Source organism: Candidatus Vicinibacter proximus (genome assembly GCA_016713905.1).
Taxonomy (GTDB): Bacteria; Bacteroidota; Bacteroidia; order Chitinophagales; family Saprospiraceae; genus Vicinibacter; species Vicinibacter proximus.
Genome location: JADJOE010000002.1, coordinates 372,985 through 391,953 on the forward strand (window position 1 = coordinate 372,985; position 18,969 = coordinate 391,953).

An 18,969-nucleotide genomic window follows, 5' to 3' on the forward strand; every position below is an offset into this window, starting at 1 on the left:
TTTATTGGCTGCTCCACATGGGTTGATAAAGTTGACCCTGGAGTATAGCCCTGGATACAACCATTCTTTGTACCTCAGAAGTTCCCTCATAGATCTGGGTAATTTTGGCGTCCCTCATGAGACGCTCTACATGATACTCTTTTACGAAGCCATATCCTCCGTGGATCTGGACTGCTTCGACGGTGTGTTTCATGGCAACATCAGAAGCAAAAAGTTTTGCCATAGATGCCGCCACACCAAAATCCATACCCTGATCTTTCATCCATGCTGCACGGTGTACCATGAGTCTGGCAGCTTCAATTTCAGTGGCCATATCCGCTAATTTGAATGCAATCGCCTGATGCTGGGAGATTGGTTTTCCAAATGTTTTTCTTTCTTTGGAATAGTTCAAAGCCAATTCATAGGCTCCGGAAGCTATACCTAAGGCTTGTGAGGCAATCCCTATCCTTCCTCCGGTCAATGTCTGCATGGCAAATTTAAATCCGTTCCCCGGAGGTCCCAGCAAGTTTTCCTTGGGTACTTTAACATCATTGTATAGTATGGTGTGGGTATCTGAAGATCGGATTCCCAGTTTATCTTCCTTAGCACCAATCACAACACCCGGCCATGAGGTTTCTACGATAAAAGTACATATCCCTTTATGTCCTGATCCCGGATCAGACTGGGCCATGACCAAATGAACAGAAGAGCTTCCACCGTTAGTAATCCAGTTTTTTGTTCCATTCAACAGGTAGTGATCTCCACAATCAATGGCTGTAGTTTTTTGCTGCGTGGCATCGCTGCCTGCCTCTGGTTCCGAAAGACAAAAGGATCCTATCCATTCACCTGAAGCTAAAATTGGAAGATATTTCTGTTTCTGTGCCTCTGTGCCCATTTTTTCAATTCCCCAGCAAACCAAGCTATTGTTGACAGACATAATCACCGAACAAGAATTGTCTACTTTGGAAATTTCTTCCATTGCCAACACATAGGAAATGGTGTCCATTCCACCACCACCGTACTCCGGGGAAACCATCATCCCGAGAAATCCCATTTCGCCCATTTTCTTGACCTGTTCGGTTGGGAATTTCATTTGGGTGTCGCGCTCAATTACGCCAGGCAAGAGTTCCTGCTGGGCAAAGTCTCGTGCGGCTTGTCTTACTGCTTCATGCTCTTCTGAAAGATTAAAATACATGGCTAGGATTTTTTTTGCGAAGATAATCGAAATGAGCAAAATATACCCAACTTGGTCCAAACCCCACTGCCAACATAAAAATAAAATTACTTCACTGATAGTTTCTGAAAATTATTAAGGTTTATGACTTAACACTAAATTCCATTGGCGGACAGGATATTAGCTATTGCTTTTGAGCAAATAACCAAACAGATCCAAAACCATTTGAGGTTTTAGCTTCAATCCAGATAAAGCATTCTTAAGAAAGCTAAAAACTTATTCTAAATTTGCAACCAACCAAAGTTGCTGACACATATTGAATACAATGATGCAAACCAAAAAAAATCGATCCATATGAGTAAACCGGAAGCATTTTATGAAAAAATAGCCTACCTCTTTTACGCTGTCGCAAAAATTGATGGAAACGTAGCTCTTTCTGAATTCAACAAACTTCACGAGGAAATAGAGAAAATTTGGAGAAAAACTGATGATGAAAAACATGAATTCGATACAGATGGTGGAATTGAAACAGAAGCTATTTTTGAATGGTTGGATGAGGAGGGATACAGCTCTGAGGACGCACTAAATGAATTTAAAGAGTACGCACTTGAACACGCAGCTCATTTTGATCGGCTTACGCATGAAAACATCATGCATACTTGCAGGGAAATCGCCTCCCAAATAAGAAAAATCAATCATGCTGAATCTAATCTTTTGCACGATATCGAAATTTTTCTTAAAAAAATAAAATAGTTTTTGAAGGGAAAATATCTGTTACAACTATTCGTTGACTCATTTATTTTCAAGCGCTATTAAATCTTTGCCAACAAGGGTCTTGATGGATATTAACTTTTTATTGGTGTTAGAAAATATATTGAAAGATATCTATCACAATTTATATGAAACCGATAAATTAATTGAAAAATTGAGCCATTCAATTTTAAAGTTGGCTTTACTAATCCTAAAATTGTTTAATGCAAAAAGAGTTTATCTGTTTTACCATTGGATTTTATAAAATAAAACATTTCACCTTGTAAGATACCTAGATCCAATTCTTCTTCATTAGATCTAAGGATTTCTACACCATTTAAGTTGATAATTTGGATGGCGTTGTGTTCCGGATTGTAAAGAGTATGGTTAAAAAGATAATAATCCTTGATTGGCTCGCAAGGGTCTAAAAAAATTGAGTTTGAAATAATTTCTGTTCCAGATTTATTCTCCAACTTAATTCTGAAATTGGCCTTTTCATTTGTATTTGCTCTTAAACGAGTCTCATAAAATAATCCCTCATTGGACTCGACTTCCTGCAAATTATACCACAGAACACCATCAGGGCTGGATTGAATATAAAATCGGTCGCCTTTATTCACCTGGTAAACAGACCAGCGCATTAATAATTCGTCCGCAGCGCATACCGCACTAAACTCAATATCCTGAATGCCAAGTGGCGATTGAAAATTATCCACACAACTTGAAAAATCAAGATAATCTTCTATCTCCCCCAATGAATGAATATGCCATGGAAAGCTGGCATTTGTGGATTTCATTACATTGGCTACACTGTCGAAGTGCAATGAATTCGAAGAATGCCCCACCCATTCATGACTAGATAAAGCTTCGTTAGGATTCTGGCTGCTTACAAAGCCCATCAAAGCTACACCCGGAAGACATAAAGTTCCTAAATAGGTAACCCCCACATTCGAGTAATTACCAGTATAGAAAATATACATGTCATCATCACCAGGAAAATTATTGACAATAAGCCAGTCTAAAAAATTTTCCAAGGTTTCTACGATACCATTTCCATAACTGAAAGGGGTAAGTGAATCATAAAATGTAACCGTGAGTTCTTTGTTGACATCCCAGTTAGGGGCAGCAATATTAAATTTATTGATGATGCTATTCGATAAGGTATTCATGTAGGCAACGACCTCATTATTTTTATTGTAAGAACCCACTCGCCTTCTCTCGTAGGAAGTATCCACATAAAAATGGACTTCAAAATTACCGCTGGTACCTCTTTTACGGGTTCTTTGTTCGATTATTGCCCGCCTTCTTTCAAAAGAGGCCACTAATTCATCATGATATAATTCAGTTACACACTGGGTGTTTTCTGTTTGTTTTTCTGTTTGGTTAAATTGAGCTAATAGCTCAATGCCCCCAAAGAGAAAAATTAAAACGCTGGCACAAATTAATTTTACAAAAAACAAAGTAAATACATGACAATGAACTACAAATGTACTGTAAAAATATTTCATATATTCAAATTTAAAGCGTAATAAAATCCACTTTTAAAACATATTATTAATTAAATATATATTATTATAATTAATAATGTGTTATAAACAACATCGACCTACCGTTGCCAGCAAGTACGAGTACCCAGCATGATTTGTGTAACTTGGAAATGAAATGAATGAAATACTAAATAAAAAACTTTACAATAATAATATAAGTTCCAAATAATACCTCTTTTTTTAAGTTTTTTTTAATATTTATACTGTTCCCTTTAACATTGGAACAAATTTAAAGTGCCCAAAGTCCTCTTTTGTAATATTTTCGTTTGTGTCTTTATGAACTCTGATCATGGTTTGAACCCCATGTCCGGTCTCTAGAGGCAAAACCATGAGTCCTCCGGGTTTGAGCTGATTCAATAACGCGGTTGGTAAGTGGGGGCAAGCAGCAGTAATAAGTATTTTATCGAATGGGGCAAACCTTGGTAAACCTAAAAACCCATCACCATAAAAAGTACGTATGCCAAGATATCCAAGATGCTTCAACCTTTCAGCGGTCTTGTCATGTAAATATTTGTGCCGTTCAATGGAATACACTTTGGCCCCCATCTCAAACAGTACACAAGCCTGATAGCCGGAGCCAAGCCCTATCTCAAGAACCTTTTCTCCTTTGCTGATTTTAAGCAAACTGGTTTGAAAAGCAACTGTATAAGGTTGTGATATGGTTTGTTCGCAATCAATTGGAAAGGCTTGGTCTTTATAGGACCAATCTTCAAAAGCTTTATCCAGAAAAGCATGTCTTGGCACTTTGAGAATGGCTTCCAATACCATTTCGTCTTTAATGCCTTTGGATACCAATTCAGCCACCAACTTTTTCCTCAGACCCTTTTGTCGATAATTATCTGTAATCATATTAAAATCGCACGAATATATATAATTATTTTTTAATATGTCTAGAAATATGCAATTTGTCGGGATCCTGATATCTTTGAGGGAGAAAATCATTCATGAATGAATAAACCTGCACAGATAAAATTTGGAACCGATGGCTGGCGCGCTATAATTGCTGAGGATTATACTTTGGAAAATCTTCGACGAGTATGTATGGGCACCGTTCTGTGGATGAAGAAAAACGAATTGAAATCTGCGCTGATTGGTCATGATTGCAGGTTTGGCGGTCGTTTATTTCTGGAAGAATCTGCCAGGGTATTTGCATCACATGGGATCAAAGTGTTTGTCGCAGACGGCTTCGTCAGTACACCAATGATATCTCTTGGGGTTGTTCAACATAAAGTGGATCTTGGAATCGTAATTACTGCCAGCCATAATCCTCCTTCCTATAATGGCTACAAACTAAAATCCTCATATGGTGGGCCAACTTCCCCTGCTCAAATTGAAGAAGTTGAAGCATTGATTCCGGATGAATATGCACCTCATCTTGAGCGGTATGAACAATATTTGTCTCAGGGACAGATTGCAGTTATCCCTCTCCAGAATAGTTATGTTACCCACATTAGAAATCGTTTTGACCTCGATGAGATCCATAAAAAAACAGCGGTCGCTTATGACGCCATGTATGGTGCCGGGCAAGAAGTCATGAAAGAACTTTTTCCGAATCTGAGAGCTTTTCACTGCGAATGGAATCCAGGTTTTATGGATATTCCTCCGGAACCTATTCCAAAAAATCTTGTGGAGATTTCAAGGTTCTTAAAATCCAATCCCGGAAAGTACCTTGGCATAGCTAATGATGGAGATGCAGACCGTGTGGCGATGTTGGATGATGAAGGCAATTTAATTGATTCACATCATATCCTCCTCTTGTTGCTTTATTACCTCGCAGGAATTAAAAAAATGAAAGGGGATGTTGTGGTTAGCTTTTCTGTCACCAACAAAGTCAAAAAACTTGCTGATTATTTTGATCTCAAAACTACGATCACAAAAATCGGATTTAAATACATCGCGGAACACATGATAGATGGTGATGTGTTGGTTGCCGGTGAAGAATCAGGTGGACTGGCCATCAAGGGACATATTCCGGAACGGGATGGAATTTGGATTGCATTAACGGTACTGGAATTTGTAGCATTGTCAGGTAAACCTATTACTCAATTAATCCGGGAAATTTATGACATCGTTGGACCATTTGCTTATGACCGTCTGGATCTTAAGCTCTGGCCTGACCAAATGAAAAATGTCAAGCATATTCTCAATTCCGGTCCAATTGTCCAATGGGGTAGCTATACCACCCGATCCTTTGAGCAACTAGATGGGTATAAATATTACTTTGACCATGACAACTGGCTCATGTTTCGGGCTTCAGGAACTGAACCTGTTCTAAGGATCTATGCTCAGGGAAGGGATGCTGATGAAGTCATCCAATTACTGGATACCGCAAGAAAAATTTTAAACATCTAAGATGGTCCTTCCTTATCCAGGAACGATTCTCGAAAGGATCAATGTTTAATCATAGCCGTATGTGGAATGTTGTCTTCCATATATTCTTCACCCACTGGTACAAATCCAAAGCCTGAATAAAATTTTAGTAAATACGATTGGGCAGAAATTTTAATCGGCTGTCCTGGAAAAAGTTTCTCCATTTGACGCATAGATTCATCCATTACAATCTTGCCGAAACCCTGATTGCGAAAATTATAATCACTAACTACTCTGCCAATGGATGGATATTCAGGATACGAAATTTTTGGTGGCAGCAATCGGGTATAGGCAGCTAATTCCCCAGATTCTACATATAGCATCAGGTGATGGGCATGCAGATCTTTATAGTCCAGATCCTGGTAGACACAATTTTGTTCGACAACAAAAACCTCCACTCTAAGTCTTATGATTTCATACAATTCAAAAGGACTTAATTCTTCAAATTTTTTTAGAATAAAATGAAAGTTTTGCATAAGAATGTTCTGCCGTAAAAAGTATTAATCCTCATCAATTTTGAGCTCGAGCACATTTCTGAGTTCTTCAATTTCCGGATTTACTGCATACAATAAATCCCATTTTTCTTTGGCAGAATAAAGTACTTTTGGTTTGACGAGGTCTTCCTTTTGCGCCATTTCGGGATCAATTTCAACACTCATCCGAATTCCTGTCTCCCGAAAGAAAGATTTGATTTTTTCTTCCAGATTAAGTTCAGATCTAAGGGCTTCCTGCGCAAGTATAGAGCCAACTAAAAAGTTTACCTGATTTTCTGCAATCAAAACCTTTGCCTGTCGCATATATGCGAGTAGTGAATTTGATTTTTGATCCTGGATGCAACCTTCCCAGAAAATACGAACACTTTCCTCAGAAAATTCCATTTTATTTTCCTGTCGGATTCTTTCGTCGTTTGCAATCTTTTCCTTTATCATTTTAAGATCTGCCAACCTGGGAATCGAACTTACTGCGGCAGGGCCTGGGTTACTCACTTTATCCGTGGAAGCAGCCGGCACAGTTGTAGTCTGGTTAGCTAACTGGGTCGTTTTCGGATTTTCATTGGACACAACTACAGGAACACTAGAAATCTGTCCAGTCTGCTGTACTTTATCTGTTAACTCAAAATTGTGTTGAACGTTTTGGGGAATTTGGATTTGCTCTTTGCTCAGTTCAGAAGTTTTTTTTTCAGGGGCTGGTGCTGTTGTCGTAGAGATTCCTTTAGTGATTAAATTTCTGAATTGACAAAGTTTGTTAAGCAATATCTCTACATGAAGCCGCTTGTTGCGCGCTCTACCCATATTGATTTCAGATTCGTTGAGACTTTCGAGACAAGTCATCAGAAAAGATTTGCTGTAGTTCTGCGCCTGTGAGAGATATCTTGATTTGGAATGTTCGCTCCCTTCAAATAGTGCGGCCATTTCCGGACTTTTGCAGACCAAAAGATTTCTGGCATGCAGACCCAAACCCTCCAGCAGAACTTCGGAATCAAAACCAAGTTTTAGAATTTTGTCGTATAGAAGAAAAGCGGTTTGCTCATCTTCAAGTAGAAAAGCATCGTAAAACTTAAAAAAATAATCCTGATCCAGAACATTCAGATTGTCCGCTACATCCTTGTAGCTCAATTTCTTTCCCGAAAAGCTGGTAATGCGGTCGAAGATGGATAAAGCATCCCTCATTGCGCCATCGGCTTTTTGGGCAATTAAATATAAGGCTTCAGAATCTGCTTCAATGGATTCTACCGCACAAATTTTTTCCAACTGATGGATGATGTCTTTGACCTGAATTCTTCTGAAATCATATACCTGACATCGACTCAGGATGGTTGGGATAATTTTATGTTTTTCAGTGGTGGCCAGAATAAATTTTGCATAAGGTGGTGGCTCTTCCAGAGTCTTCAAAAAAGCATTAAATGCAGAGGAGGTCAACATGTGCACCTCGTCTATGATGTAGATCTTAAACTTTCCGTATTGGGGTTGGTATCTAACCTGTTCTACCAAAGCCCTCATATCCTCTACTCCATTATTTGAAGCAGCATCGAGTTCTATAATGTTGAATGAATTGTTTTCCTGAAATGCCTGACAAGTCTTGCAGACATTACAGGGTTCCCACTCAGGGCTTGGATTTTCACAATTCAGTACCCTGGCCAAAATCCTTGCGCAAGTAGTCTTACCTACCCCCCTTGGGCCGGTAAAAAGAAAGGCATGTGCTACCTGGCCCTGAGATAAAGCATTTTTCAAGGTATTGGAGATGTGCTCCTGACCTATAACGTCAGACCATTTAAGGGGCCTGTATTTGCGTGCTGAAACAAGAAATCCTTCCATGTCAATAATGGGTCAAAATTAACCTATTCATGAGAATTTTAATGCATTGGTTTGAGACTTACCGGTTTTTTAAATGGGTATGCACAAAAATGTAAATTATATTTAACCCTCAACCGGTAAGTAGATATTTCCATCAAAAAATGCAAAGCACCATGAATAATTGATACTCGATCCTCCCGGAATGCTATTTTTACCACACAATTGTTACAACATGCGCATAGCACTTTCTCAACAAAATTATCACATCGGCAACTTTGATGGCAACCTGGCATTGATGACCAAAGCAGTAAACGAGGCTAAATCTCAGGGAGCCGATTTAATTTGTTTCAGCGAATTGGCAAGTTGTGGCTATCCGCCGAGAGATTTTCTGGAATTTAAGGATTTCATCAGAAGATCGATGGCTGTTGTAAACGAATTGTGCAAAATGTCCCATGGTATTGCAATTGTGGTCGGTGCCCCAACAGTAAATCCTGAGATTGAAGGTAAAGACCTGCACAATTCTGTTTTTTTTCTGGTGGAAGGTAAAGTCAGACAAATAGCCCATAAAACGCTACTCCCGACCTATGATATTTTTGATGAATACCGTTATTTTGAACCAAGCCATAAATTCCAAACGGTCGAATTTAAAGGTAAAAAAATAGCCCTCACCATATGTGAAGACATTTGGAACCTAGGCAATGAAAACCCACTGTACAAAGTTTGTCCATTGGATGAAATGATGGACCAGCGACCCGATTTTATACTGAACCTATCGGCTTCCCCCTTCAGTTTTGATCATGCAAAGGACCGTCTTGAAGTCATCAGGGCCAATGTGTTGCGTTACAAAATACCCATGTTCTACACCAATTGTTACGGAGGTCAGACAGACATCCTATTCGATGGTGGGTCTGTGGTGATGTCACCGGATGGAAACTGCTTTGACGAAATGCCCTTTTTTGAAGAATGTCTTCGCATTTATAGTCTGGAAGAAGTAGTAAAAGGTGGACAAATTCAGGAACAAAAGAAAGATAAATTCGACCTGATTTATCAGGCACTTGTCCTGGGCATTCGTGATTACTTTGAAAAAATGGGATTTAAAAAAGCAATCCTTGGTCTTTCGGGTGGGATCGATTCTGCATTAACTGCTGTACTTGCTGCCGATGCGCTGGGACCTAAAAATGTTACCGGATTGCTTATGCCATCTCATTATTCGTCCGAAGGATCTGTTGCGGATGCAAAAGACCTTGCGGATAATTTAGGAATCCACCATGAAATCATTGCCATCAAAGAAGTCTACGACCGATATCTGGAGGTTCTGAATCCCTGGTTTAAAGATATGCCCCACAATGTGACTGAAGAAAATATTCAGGCAAGAATCAGGGGAATGTTGCTCATGGCCTTTTCCAACAAATTCAGTCATATACTTTTAAATACCACCAACAAAAGTGAAATGTCCGTGGGATATGGAACACTTTATGGGGATCTTTGCGGAGGCCTTGCGGTATTGGCAGATGTGTATAAAACGGAGGTTTACCAACTTGCCCATTTTATCAATCGAAATGGAATTCGCATTCCGTTGAATTCCATTCAAAAAGCTCCTTCCGCCGAGCTCAGACCCGGCCAAAAAGACAGCGACTCACTTCCAGAATACGCTGTACTTGATCCCATACTTTTTCAATACATAGAGCAAAGAAAAGGACCGGAAGAAATCATAGCCATGGGTTTTGACAGAGAGGTCGTATTAAAGTCTCTGAAAATGGTGAACCGTGCAGAATTCAAACGACATCAATCTGCTCCGGTCTTAAGAGTTTCCAACAAAGCTTTTGGTCATGGGAGAAGGCTGCCTATAGAGGGAAATTATTTGTGTTAGTCGATTAAAATTCAACTCTCGAAACTAATTTAGGTTATCTTGGGGTTTAGTATCAAAACCTAAACCATGGAGCCAACAACTATTATTCTATTTTCAATTTTTATACTTTTTCTGTTATTTTCCTTTGTTACCGTGAGTCAGGGGAGCATTGGTGTGGTAACCATCTTTGGAAAATACCAACGCATTATGAGTCCGGGATTGAATGTACGCATTCCATTCATCGAACAAATTCACAAACGCATTTCCATCCAAAACCGCAGTGTGGAACTGGGATTTCAGGCCGTCACCATAGATCAGGCGAATGTAAATTTTACCGCTATGTTGTTGTATTCAGTTTTGGACCAACGGGAGGAGACCATTAAAAATGTAGCCTTCAAATTTTTTGATGAAAGAAATTTTATGCAAGCTCTGATTCGTTCTGTAGAAGGATCTGTGCGTGCATTTGTAGCCATCAAACGTCAATCCGAAGTATTGATCCTGAGACGAGAAATTGTCGAAAATGTAAAAGAACATTTGGATAAAACATTAGAAGAATGGGGATATCACCTGATTGATCTGCAAATCAACGACATCACTTTTGATGAAGAGGTGATGAGGTCTATGGCCAAAGTCGTGGCATCCAACAATCTTAAAGCTGCTGCAGAAAACGAAGGTCAGGCACTCTTAATCACCAAAACCAAGGCCGCCGAAGCGGAAGGAAATTTTATCAAAATTTCTGCAGAAGCTGAAAAACTGGCTGCTCAACTCCGAGGACAAGGAATTGCCTCCTTCAGAGAAGAAATTGCCAAAGGGATGAGCAATGCAGCCAAACTGATGCAGGACTCTAATTTGGATGCTTCACTGATTATGTTTTCCATGTGGACAGAAGCTGTAAAGAACTTTGCCGAACATGGGCAAGGTAATGTCATTTTCCTGGACGGAAGTCCGGAAAACATGGAACAAACCATCAGACAGATGCTGGCAATGAGTAAAATGCAATTAAATAATTCTTCGAAAGATACTTTGGCCTAATAGTCGGTAGCTATAAGAATTAGGCTATTTCGGAGACGAAAACTGTCTGCCACCACAAAATTTGTTACGAAGCACATAGCTTCATTTAACCATTGAACGGCTAATTTCTTGTAGGGGATTTTAGCACTTCGACCTTGTTTTTCTGCTATGTTTTTTCGTGTCATTTTGTATCTGTCTTGGTGCAGTGGATTGTTAGCTCTTTTGAAGTTTTTTGTTTGGCTTTGGGCATTTGAAAAAACTGCAATTGTACTAAGAAATGCAGTGGGTTAAAGTTATTGCTATTTCAATAACTTTCGTTTGTCCACGTCTTGCAAGATGCTCATTTGTTGAATAGCTATTTTGTTCAACTTTATTAATCGCTCTTTTTGCGGTGTTTTTTCGTTGATGAATACTGCGTTTAGGTTTTCCATATTTGAGAGGCAAATCAGTTCATTGATTGTTGCATAATCACGGATATTTCCTTTAAGGTCTGGATTTGCTTTCCGCCACTGTTTTGCCGTTATTCCAAACATAGCTACATTTAATACATCTGCTTCATTGGCATATATTATTGATGTCTGTTAAGTGGAGAGCTCTATTGGAATTAGATTATGTTTGATTGCGTCTGTATGAATATGGTAATTGAGTTTTGCTAATTCTCGTTTAGATGTCCAACCAAGCTGTTTATATTCTTCCTCCTTTAGTCTTTGGTACTCGGTTATTAGATATAATTTGAAAGGAACGCTAATTGCAGAGCCAAACTCAAAAGCAATGTCCTTTTGGGCATACGTTCCTCCATATTTGCCTTTTCTTACAATGATTCCAATGGCATTGGTTTTTTCTATCCATTCTGAAACACTCAGCACAAAACTCGGCTAACCTGCTTGAGTTTTAAAGTGGTCAAATTCCACCACTTTAAAATTGGGGTTGTTAATTTGCTCCCAAGTTCCTAAAAATTCAAGCGTATAACGGGTTCTTATCCAGTTTTTGATGATGTCTGCTGCACGACTTTCGCTTTCTTTGGCGTTTGCCATATCTGTTAGCGAAATATAATCCCGCTCCTCAACAGATAGAATCGTGATTTCTGTGTCCTTTACATTGATTTTTGACATATATATTAATATTTGGATCTATTTAAATACATTTCAAGAAGAGGCTTGCATTTAAATCTATTTTGGTCAATAATAGAAATCTTATGACAATTTTAGGAATAACGGATAAAAAATTAAATTCCGTTTATTCGATAAAATTTAGGACCTTGTAATCGATTTCAATCAGGATGATGTCTGACATGTATATGTCAGAATCGGGGTTTGGTTTTTTTAAAGCGTATTTTTTAACGAACTAAATACAAATTAATGAAAAAACTACTCCCCTTGTTTTTAACGTATTTGGCATTCATTGCCAATATGATCTTGTTTGATCCGGAAATCCATGCCCAGGCTCGTTGGTGGCCAAAATTTTCCCTTTTCAAAATTCACGCCTGCACCAACCCTCCAAAAATTACCTGTCCTCCTGCTTTTGTTGCGTGCCCGGGAGCTTCTACTTTACCGAATAATACAGGTTTTGCAATTGGTGAACCCGGTGGGCCAGGATGCAATCAACCTATTGTCACCTATTCTGACATGATTGTTTCTCAAGGCCCCTGTGCCGGAGCCATCGAAATCAACAGGGTTTGGACTGCTACAGATCCTCAGGATCCATTGTTGAATTCTTCCTGCATGCAATCGATTGTTTTATCTGATTCCGTGGCACCTGCAATTATCAATTGTCCTCCGGATATTACCGTTGCAGCCCAACAAAATTGCAAAGCCAACGTGTCCTGGAATCCGCCCAGCGTAACAGACAATTGCGGCAAGTTATTTTTAACCGTAAGCCATATTTCAGGGGATGTTTTTCCATTAGGGACTACAAAGGTTACTTATACAGCAGAAGATCTTTGTGCGAATGTTACCTATTGTTCATTCAACATCACCGTCAGTGGCAATTGTTGTAAAATAGCCCCGACTATAACTTGTCCACCTGCATTCTTAGGTTGTCCGAAGGATAGTATTTTTCCGGATCAAGCAGGTACTCCAAGGGTCACTGCCGGAAGCCCTGAATGCGCCATCCCCGTCCTTTTTTACAAAGATTCAGTTTTGTCGACAGGACCTTGTGAAGGAGCCTTAAAACTGGTACGCACCTGGACCGCGAGAGATCCTTTTGATACCTCGTTGGTGGCACACTGTAAACAAAACATTGAACTTATTGATAAAGGTCTCCCATCACTCAACAATTGCCCGACGGATGTAACTGTCAGTCCGGGAGTTGATTGCAAGGCCATGGTCAACTGGAATCCACCGGTAGCTTCCGATCTGTGTGGTATCAAATCTTTGGTTGCCACCCATCCCCCGGGGAGCCTTTTTCCGGAGGGCAATACCAAAGTTGAATATGTAGCTACCGATCATTGTGGAAATACTGTCAGCTGTTCATTCAGCATTACGGTGACCACCTGTTGTCAGGTTTCACCCATTATAACCTGTCCATCAGATTATAAAGCTTGTCCGGGAACTTCTACCGACCCAATGGTCAGTGGATTTGCAACCGCTACAAAAGGCCAAGCAGGCTGCGCTGATCCCATCGTGAGCTACGCTGATTCCATCAGTCCGGGGAAATGTCCCGGTACCAAAAGAATTATCCGAATTTGGACTGCCACCGATCCGAATAATGCATTGTTAAAATCCAACTGTGTGCAATTGGTTGAACTCAAGGATGACAGCCCACCTAGTTTTACCAGTTGTCCGTCCAATCTGACCGTTTATACCAATACTACCGATTGCAAAGCTACTGTCAACTGGAACTTTCCAACCGCAACTGACGATTGTGCCGGAGCAGTGACTCCTGTAGGTAGTCATACTTCAGGAAGTGTTTTCCCAATTGGTATAACCAAAGTGACTTATACTGCAACAGATGGTTGTGGAAATGCGGCCGAACATAGTTTTACCATTACTGTTCTAAGCAATTGTTGCAATAAACCACCGGTCATTAATTGCCCACCAAATTACCTGGGATGCCCTGTGCTACAATGTGGACCTAATGTTTCCGGAGAGGCTAAAGCTAGCCCGTCTGATCCGTCCTGTGGAACACCAATCCTTAGTTATCGCGATTCTTTACTAAATATTTATTCAGCATGTCCGAATGCCAAAAAATTTATCCGAATCTGGAAAGCTACCGATCCAAATGATCCAAAACTTTTCAATGAGTGTCACCAGTTAATAGAACTAAATGACCGTACTCCACCTGTATGGAATTCATGTCCGCCCAATATAACAGTGGATGCCTGGGGAGCTTGTGAAATTACAGTCAACTGGACGCCACCAACTGCCACCGACAATTGTGGAGGTTTTGTACAGATTACTTCCAATTATGTCCCCGGTCAAAAGTTCACCGCCGGTATTCACCACGTGGTTTACACGGCCAGGGATGCCTGTGGAAATTACGTCAATCATTCCTTTACGATCACCGTATTGGGTGCAGGATTAAAAATTACCTGCCCGGCAGACATCGTGGTAGATCGAATTGATCCAAATTTGCCCGGAGCGTATGTAAATTGGAACCATCCAACTGTTCAGTCCTGTGGATCCTGCAAAGACTCCCTTTCCGGTTTTATCTATATGGGTACCTATAATGGAAGCAAATACTTTTGCTCCAGAAAACCAGCAAGCTGGACGGAGGCAAAACGCATTTGTGAACTGAATGGAGGTATGTTGGCTGTGATGAACAGCCCTGCTGAAAATAACTATGTTGCCAGCAAACTCATGGGTGCAACTGCCTATATAGGCTTACACGATCGCAATGTGGAGGGCTTTTTCGAATGGGTGGACAACAGCCCGCTCAGTTTTACAAACTGGTATCCAGGTCAGCCAAATAATGCCAATGGCGATCAGGATTATGGAGAACTACTGCCGGATGGAACCTGGAATGATCAGTATACGGACTGCCTGCGTGAGTTTATTTGTGAAGTGCCATGTTATGAAGTTAAACAAATTGCCGGACCTCCTTGTGGATCTCTTTTCCCTTGTGGTACAACTAAGGTTACCTATGTTGCGACTCAGGGTGCCTATCATGACACCTGTAGTTTTAACGTAACTGTAAAATGCAATAACACCGGAAATTATTGCGAATCCAGAGGTCAGTGGAGCAATTACACCTGGATCCAGAAAGTCAGCCTGGGCAATCTTAACAATAACTCAGGAAATAATGGTGGTTATGCTTATTTCCCAAGTCTTTGTACTACTTATAATTGGGGAAAGACGTATAGTTTATGTCTTACGCCGGGATTCGGAGGACCAACATACCAGGTTTATTGGAAAGTATGGATAGATTATAATGCAGATGGCGATTTTTATGATACCGACGAACTGGTAGCTTATGGAACCGGTACAGGAGTTTTGTGTGGAAATATAACCATACCCGGTAATTGTAACTGTCCTACGCGCAGCACAAGAATGAGGGTTTCGATGGCGTATGGTGGTTATCCATCCAATCCATGCTGTACTTTCAGCTATGGAGAAGTGGAGGATTATTGTGTAATTATTCAACCACAAACACTGGTTGGAAATCCCACATCTAATCTCAAATCATCCACTGCTGCTGAACAACTCAAATGTGTAGAAAACTGTTTGGACGTGCTGAATGAAAGATCCATTGGTTCAGGAGCTGATCTGGGAGAGATCACTTTAGAACCCAAAAATGATTTGTTGATTTACCCTAACCCAGCCAGGGAGGAATTACAAATTAAAACAACTGGCCATGCAAACGGGCAGATCAATGTATTTGATGCTAGAGGCAGATTGGTTTTCTCGACCGCCTGTACAGGTCAACAACAAATCATTGATGTCCGAAATTGGTCAGAAGGATACTACTTATTAAGTTTGGACCAAACAAATGGAACTAAAATGTTGCGAAAATTCGCGGTGATCAAATAAACAGTATATTAACCGAAGCAATGATGAGCCGGACTTCCTTCAATGGAAGCCGGCTTTTTTATTGCAGCAAAAGAGATGGTAACTTTTTTGATTTCAGGTATCATAATATCTTCAATTAAACCATTCAAAATTTCTAAATTCTAATTCAGATGTTGCGCAAAGTCGGAGCCACCATGCACTCACAATTTAGAATTGAGTTTGATTGTAAATAAATTTTACAAAAAACTATCTTGATATTTTTATTTAAGATATTTTTGTCTTAATTGTAAAATAAAAAATATTGATCGAAAAATAAATCGCATATATGAAGAAGTTAATGTACCTTTTAATGGGATTGGTTTGTATTATTTCAACCAAGGTGATTGCTCAAGAAAGTGAAAAGAAAATGAGTGATCCTATTTCGGTTTTAGCGGGGTATCATGTTGGAGTGGTACAAATTATGTTTGCTGCTAATAAGGGTAATTTTACTACGCTTGATAAATATGATTTTTACTTTATTGGATTTCCTGTAGGCATAACTTTTAATACAGCCGGTAAATTGAAATTTGATCTGGAATTTGTTCCAGTCATCAAACCCTATTTCAATTCAGGAGTTCCCATTCAAGTGCATCTACTTTTTCACCCGGGAATTTTATATCCTTTAGGAAATGGTTGGACCTTTGGTTTCAGACTGGCATATGAAAATTCGGTAAATCAAATTGGCTTCACTCCACTGATCAACAAAGGATTCAAAAGAAAAAACAATTCAGTCTTCTTTTTTGAATTGGTCGCACCCGCAAGGTTTGGTCCGGAGAAAAATTCAGGTTATACACAACTGGGCGGTCTTCATGTTGGTTTAGGATTTTAGAAATAACATGCACGACTAAAGTTGGTCGGTCAACAATCAGACAATGAATTAAAACTCATTTAAATTTTAGAACACCCTTCCTGAGAATTGATATGTACAATTGGAGAAGTCAGGATTGTGATGATAAAAATTTTCAGGAGTAATCTTCATGGATTTATTCCCATTGGCTTCTTGGATTTGGATTATTTTTGCAATTGATTCAAATCTACTATCCATGCTTAAACATTCCCTTGCTTTACACGGCGGAGCCGGAACCATCCTGCGATCAGATATGTCTCCGGAAAAGGAAAGTCAGTATTTAATGGCTTTGGAAGAAGCACTCGAATCCGGATTCGAAATTCTTCACAAGGGAGGCTCTGCACTGGATGCAGTAGAGAAGTCAGTCAGCATTCTTGAGGATTGTCCACTGTTTAATGCCGGTCGTGGATCCGTTTTTACTTTTGATGGGAAGCATGAAATGGATGCTTCCATCATGGATGGTTGTAATCTCGATGGAGGTGCGGTGGCGATGCTCCGAAATGTAAAGAATCCCATTCATCTGGCACGACTGGTCATGGATCAAAGCAGCCATGTTTTTCTTGCAGGAGAAGGTGCCGAAGAATTTGCCAAATCACATCAGGTGGAATTTCAGCCTACAGAATACTTTTACGATGAGTTTCGATATCAACAATGGTTGTCCGTAAAAGGGAGTGAAGAAATTATGCTTGACCACATTTCCGTTAAAGAGCATAAGTTTGGTACAGTAGGGGCTGTAGCCCGTGACCGCCATGGAAATCTTGCCGCTGCAACTTCGACAGGAGGAATGACCAATAAAAAGTTTGGACGCATTGGAGATACCCCTATGCTCGGTGCAGGCACTTATGCAGATAATTCTTCCTGTGCCATCTCTTGCACCGGATCAGGAGAATATTTTATTCGCATCAATGCAGCATTTCATGTACATGCCCTGATGAAATATCAACGCCTTAGCCTTCATGATGCTTGTGAAAAAGTTGTTCAGGATATCCTTCCTTCGATTGGTGGAGACGGTGGCCTTATAGGAGTAGACCATTCAGGTAATGTATGTCTTAGTTTCAATACGGAGGGTATGTACAGGGCGTTAAAAGATTCGGACGGAAATAAAGAAGTGCTTATTTACACTTAATAATTCAACCAACCAAAAGTTATTTTATTTACCTATTTCAGTTGATTGTTTTCTTTCACCCTGAATGCAACAATTTTCTTGATTAAGTCATATGGGATTGGACCGTCCAGTGGAAACTGGACCGAACCTTTCCCTTGTTTATATGCACTTAATTGTTGCTTGAATGCATCATGCCCGGAAGGGGTCGCATACAATCCAATATGATGCTTGAATCCGGCAAAATAAATCAATGGTTTTTTGTTGATCTTGTAGGCCGGCATGCCATAAGAAATATTTTCTACGGCACCCGGTGCCTGGTCTTTAATGATCTTTCTGATCTTTTCCAATTTCTCTTTTACTTCTTCCGGAAAACCTGCTATATATTCTTCAACCGTTTTTATTTCAGTATTCATTTTACTTTTACATTTTTAGTCAGATCAAATAGGAATCTCTAATTTTAGGCAAAATAAAAATAATGTTCCGCTTTGATTTAAAAATTATTTCATGCATCAAATACTTTGCCCGAAGGTAATTAAATTGTGGTCGGGATCGAGTACGGAAAATTCTTGTTGACCCCAAGGCTTCTTTTGCAAAGATCCTTGTGGATGAATGTTCACTTTGTTGTCCATCAATGATTGATATAGTTTTTGAATGTCATCTGTCCTAATGTAAATTTGGCCATAATTAATATTGGGGTCAAGTTCCCTAAACTCAAAAAAGTGAATTTGAATTCTATCTCTCTGCACCATCAGGTAACCCTCATAATCCGCATCTCCAAATTCCTGGAATTTCAGTTTGTTTAAGTAAAACTCCCTTGTTATAGCTTTATTGCGCATGGGTAATTTGGGATGGATGTCTGTGAGCATATTCTATGATTTTAGAAATGAATTTTATATATTTTCATATCTACGAAAACCGAATTTAGCAAAAAATATAAATATATTGGTTAATAAATTCAATATCTATAAAGGAGGTTGATGTTTGCAGGCTCTTATTGATCTGTTATATAATTTCGACTTCTAACTACTTGCTGTTATTGATTAAATCAAAGTTAATCC

At 39.6% G+C, this 18,969-nt stretch carries 14 protein-coding genes and 1 pseudogene; 7 read left to right on the forward strand and 8 right to left on the reverse strand.

Annotation, left to right across the window (positions count from 1 at the left end; translation table 11 throughout):
• Window position 1 precedes the first annotated feature (1 nt).
• Entirely contained in the window at window positions 2-1,174 is a 1,173-nt protein-coding gene (locus IPJ83_07825; GenBank protein ID MBK7880451.1) for an acyl-CoA dehydrogenase, read from the reverse strand.
• 333 nt (window positions 1,175-1,507) lie between these two features.
• On the opposite strand from IPJ83_07825, the gene IPJ83_07830 reads away from it, so the two are divergent.
• Entirely contained in the window at window positions 1,508-1,906 is a 399-nt protein-coding gene (locus IPJ83_07830) for a hypothetical protein (protein MBK7880452.1), read from the forward strand.
• A gap of 218 nt (window positions 1,907-2,124) precedes the next feature.
• On the opposite strand, the gene IPJ83_07835 is transcribed toward IPJ83_07830, so the two are convergent.
• Both IPJ83_07835 and IPJ83_07840 read right to left on the reverse strand, forming a co-directional pair.
• Window positions 2,125-3,411 (reverse strand): hypothetical protein, encoded by a 1,287-nt coding sequence (locus IPJ83_07835; protein ID MBK7880453.1) that lies wholly within the window; start codon window positions 3,409-3,411, stop codon window positions 2,125-2,127.
• A 237-nt stretch (window positions 3,412-3,648) separates the two neighbouring features.
• Window positions 3,649-4,299, reverse strand: coding sequence for a protein-L-isoaspartate(D-aspartate) O-methyltransferase (locus IPJ83_07840; protein ID MBK7880454.1), 651 nt, complete (start codon window positions 4,297-4,299; stop codon window positions 3,649-3,651).
• Window positions 4,300-4,398: 99 nt separating this feature from the next.
• Here IPJ83_07840 and IPJ83_07845 point away from each other — a divergent pair, with 99 nt between their 5' ends.
• Window positions 4,399-5,802, forward strand: coding sequence for a phosphoglucomutase/phosphomannomutase family protein (locus IPJ83_07845; GenBank protein ID MBK7880455.1), 1,404 nt, complete (start codon window positions 4,399-4,401; stop codon window positions 5,800-5,802).
• A gap of 38 nt (window positions 5,803-5,840) precedes the next feature.
• On the opposite strand, the gene IPJ83_07850 is transcribed toward IPJ83_07845, so the two are convergent.
• Window positions 5,841-6,296: a GNAT family N-acetyltransferase gene (locus IPJ83_07850; GenBank protein MBK7880456.1), complete on the reverse strand. Its 456-nt coding sequence runs from the start codon at window positions 6,294-6,296 to the stop codon at window positions 5,841-5,843.
• 24 nt (window positions 6,297-6,320) lie between these two features.
• Window positions 6,321-8,135, reverse strand: coding sequence for a DNA polymerase III subunit gamma/tau (dnaX, locus tag IPJ83_07855; GenBank protein MBK7880457.1), 1,815 nt, complete (start codon window positions 8,133-8,135; stop codon window positions 6,321-6,323).
• A gap of 211 nt (window positions 8,136-8,346) precedes the next feature.
• Here dnaX and IPJ83_07860 point away from each other — a divergent pair, with 211 nt between their 5' ends.
• A complete protein-coding gene (locus IPJ83_07860) occupies window positions 8,347-9,984 on the forward strand; it encodes an NAD+ synthase (GenBank protein MBK7880458.1) in 1,638 nt (545 codons plus the stop codon).
• 66 nt (window positions 9,985-10,050) lie between these two features.
• Window positions 10,051-10,995, forward strand: a complete 945-nt coding sequence (locus IPJ83_07865) for an SPFH domain-containing protein (protein MBK7880459.1) — start codon at window positions 10,051-10,053, stop codon at window positions 10,993-10,995.
• A gap of 278 nt (window positions 10,996-11,273) precedes the next feature.
• Here the strand turns inward: IPJ83_07865 and IPJ83_07870 are convergent.
• Window positions 11,274-12,086, reverse strand: a pseudogene (locus tag IPJ83_07870) (KilA-N domain-containing protein).
• A gap of 246 nt (window positions 12,087-12,332) precedes the next feature.
• Between IPJ83_07870 and IPJ83_07875 the strand changes: the two are divergent.
• The 3 genes from IPJ83_07875 (at window position 12,333) to IPJ83_07885 (ending at window position 17,932) form a co-directional block, all read left to right on the forward strand.
• Entirely contained in the window at window positions 12,333-15,941 is a 3,609-nt protein-coding gene (locus IPJ83_07875) for an HYR domain-containing protein (GenBank protein MBK7880460.1), read from the forward strand.
• Window positions 15,942-16,245: 304 nt separating this feature from the next.
• Window positions 16,246-16,788: a hypothetical protein gene (locus IPJ83_07880; protein MBK7880461.1), complete on the forward strand. Its 543-nt coding sequence runs from the start codon at window positions 16,246-16,248 to the stop codon at window positions 16,786-16,788.
• Between the two features lie 214 nt (window positions 16,789-17,002).
• On the forward strand, window positions 17,003-17,932 hold the full coding sequence (locus IPJ83_07885) for an isoaspartyl peptidase/L-asparaginase (GenBank protein ID MBK7880462.1): 930 nt from the start codon (window positions 17,003-17,005) through the stop codon (window positions 17,930-17,932).
• 32 nt (window positions 17,933-17,964) lie between these two features.
• On the opposite strand, the gene IPJ83_07890 is transcribed toward IPJ83_07885, so the two are convergent.
• Together IPJ83_07890 and IPJ83_07895 are read right to left on the reverse strand one after the other, a co-directional pair.
• On the reverse strand, window positions 17,965-18,324 hold the full coding sequence (locus tag IPJ83_07890; protein MBK7880463.1) for a DUF1801 domain-containing protein: 360 nt from the start codon (window positions 18,322-18,324) through the stop codon (window positions 17,965-17,967).
• Window positions 18,325-18,420: 96 nt separating this feature from the next.
• Window positions 18,421-18,777 carry a VOC family protein gene (locus tag IPJ83_07895; GenBank protein MBK7880464.1) on the reverse strand — a complete coding sequence of 119 codons (357 nt, stop codon included), beginning with the start codon at window positions 18,775-18,777 and terminating at the stop codon, window positions 18,421-18,423.
• Between the last annotated feature and the right edge of the window lie 192 nt (window positions 18,778-18,969).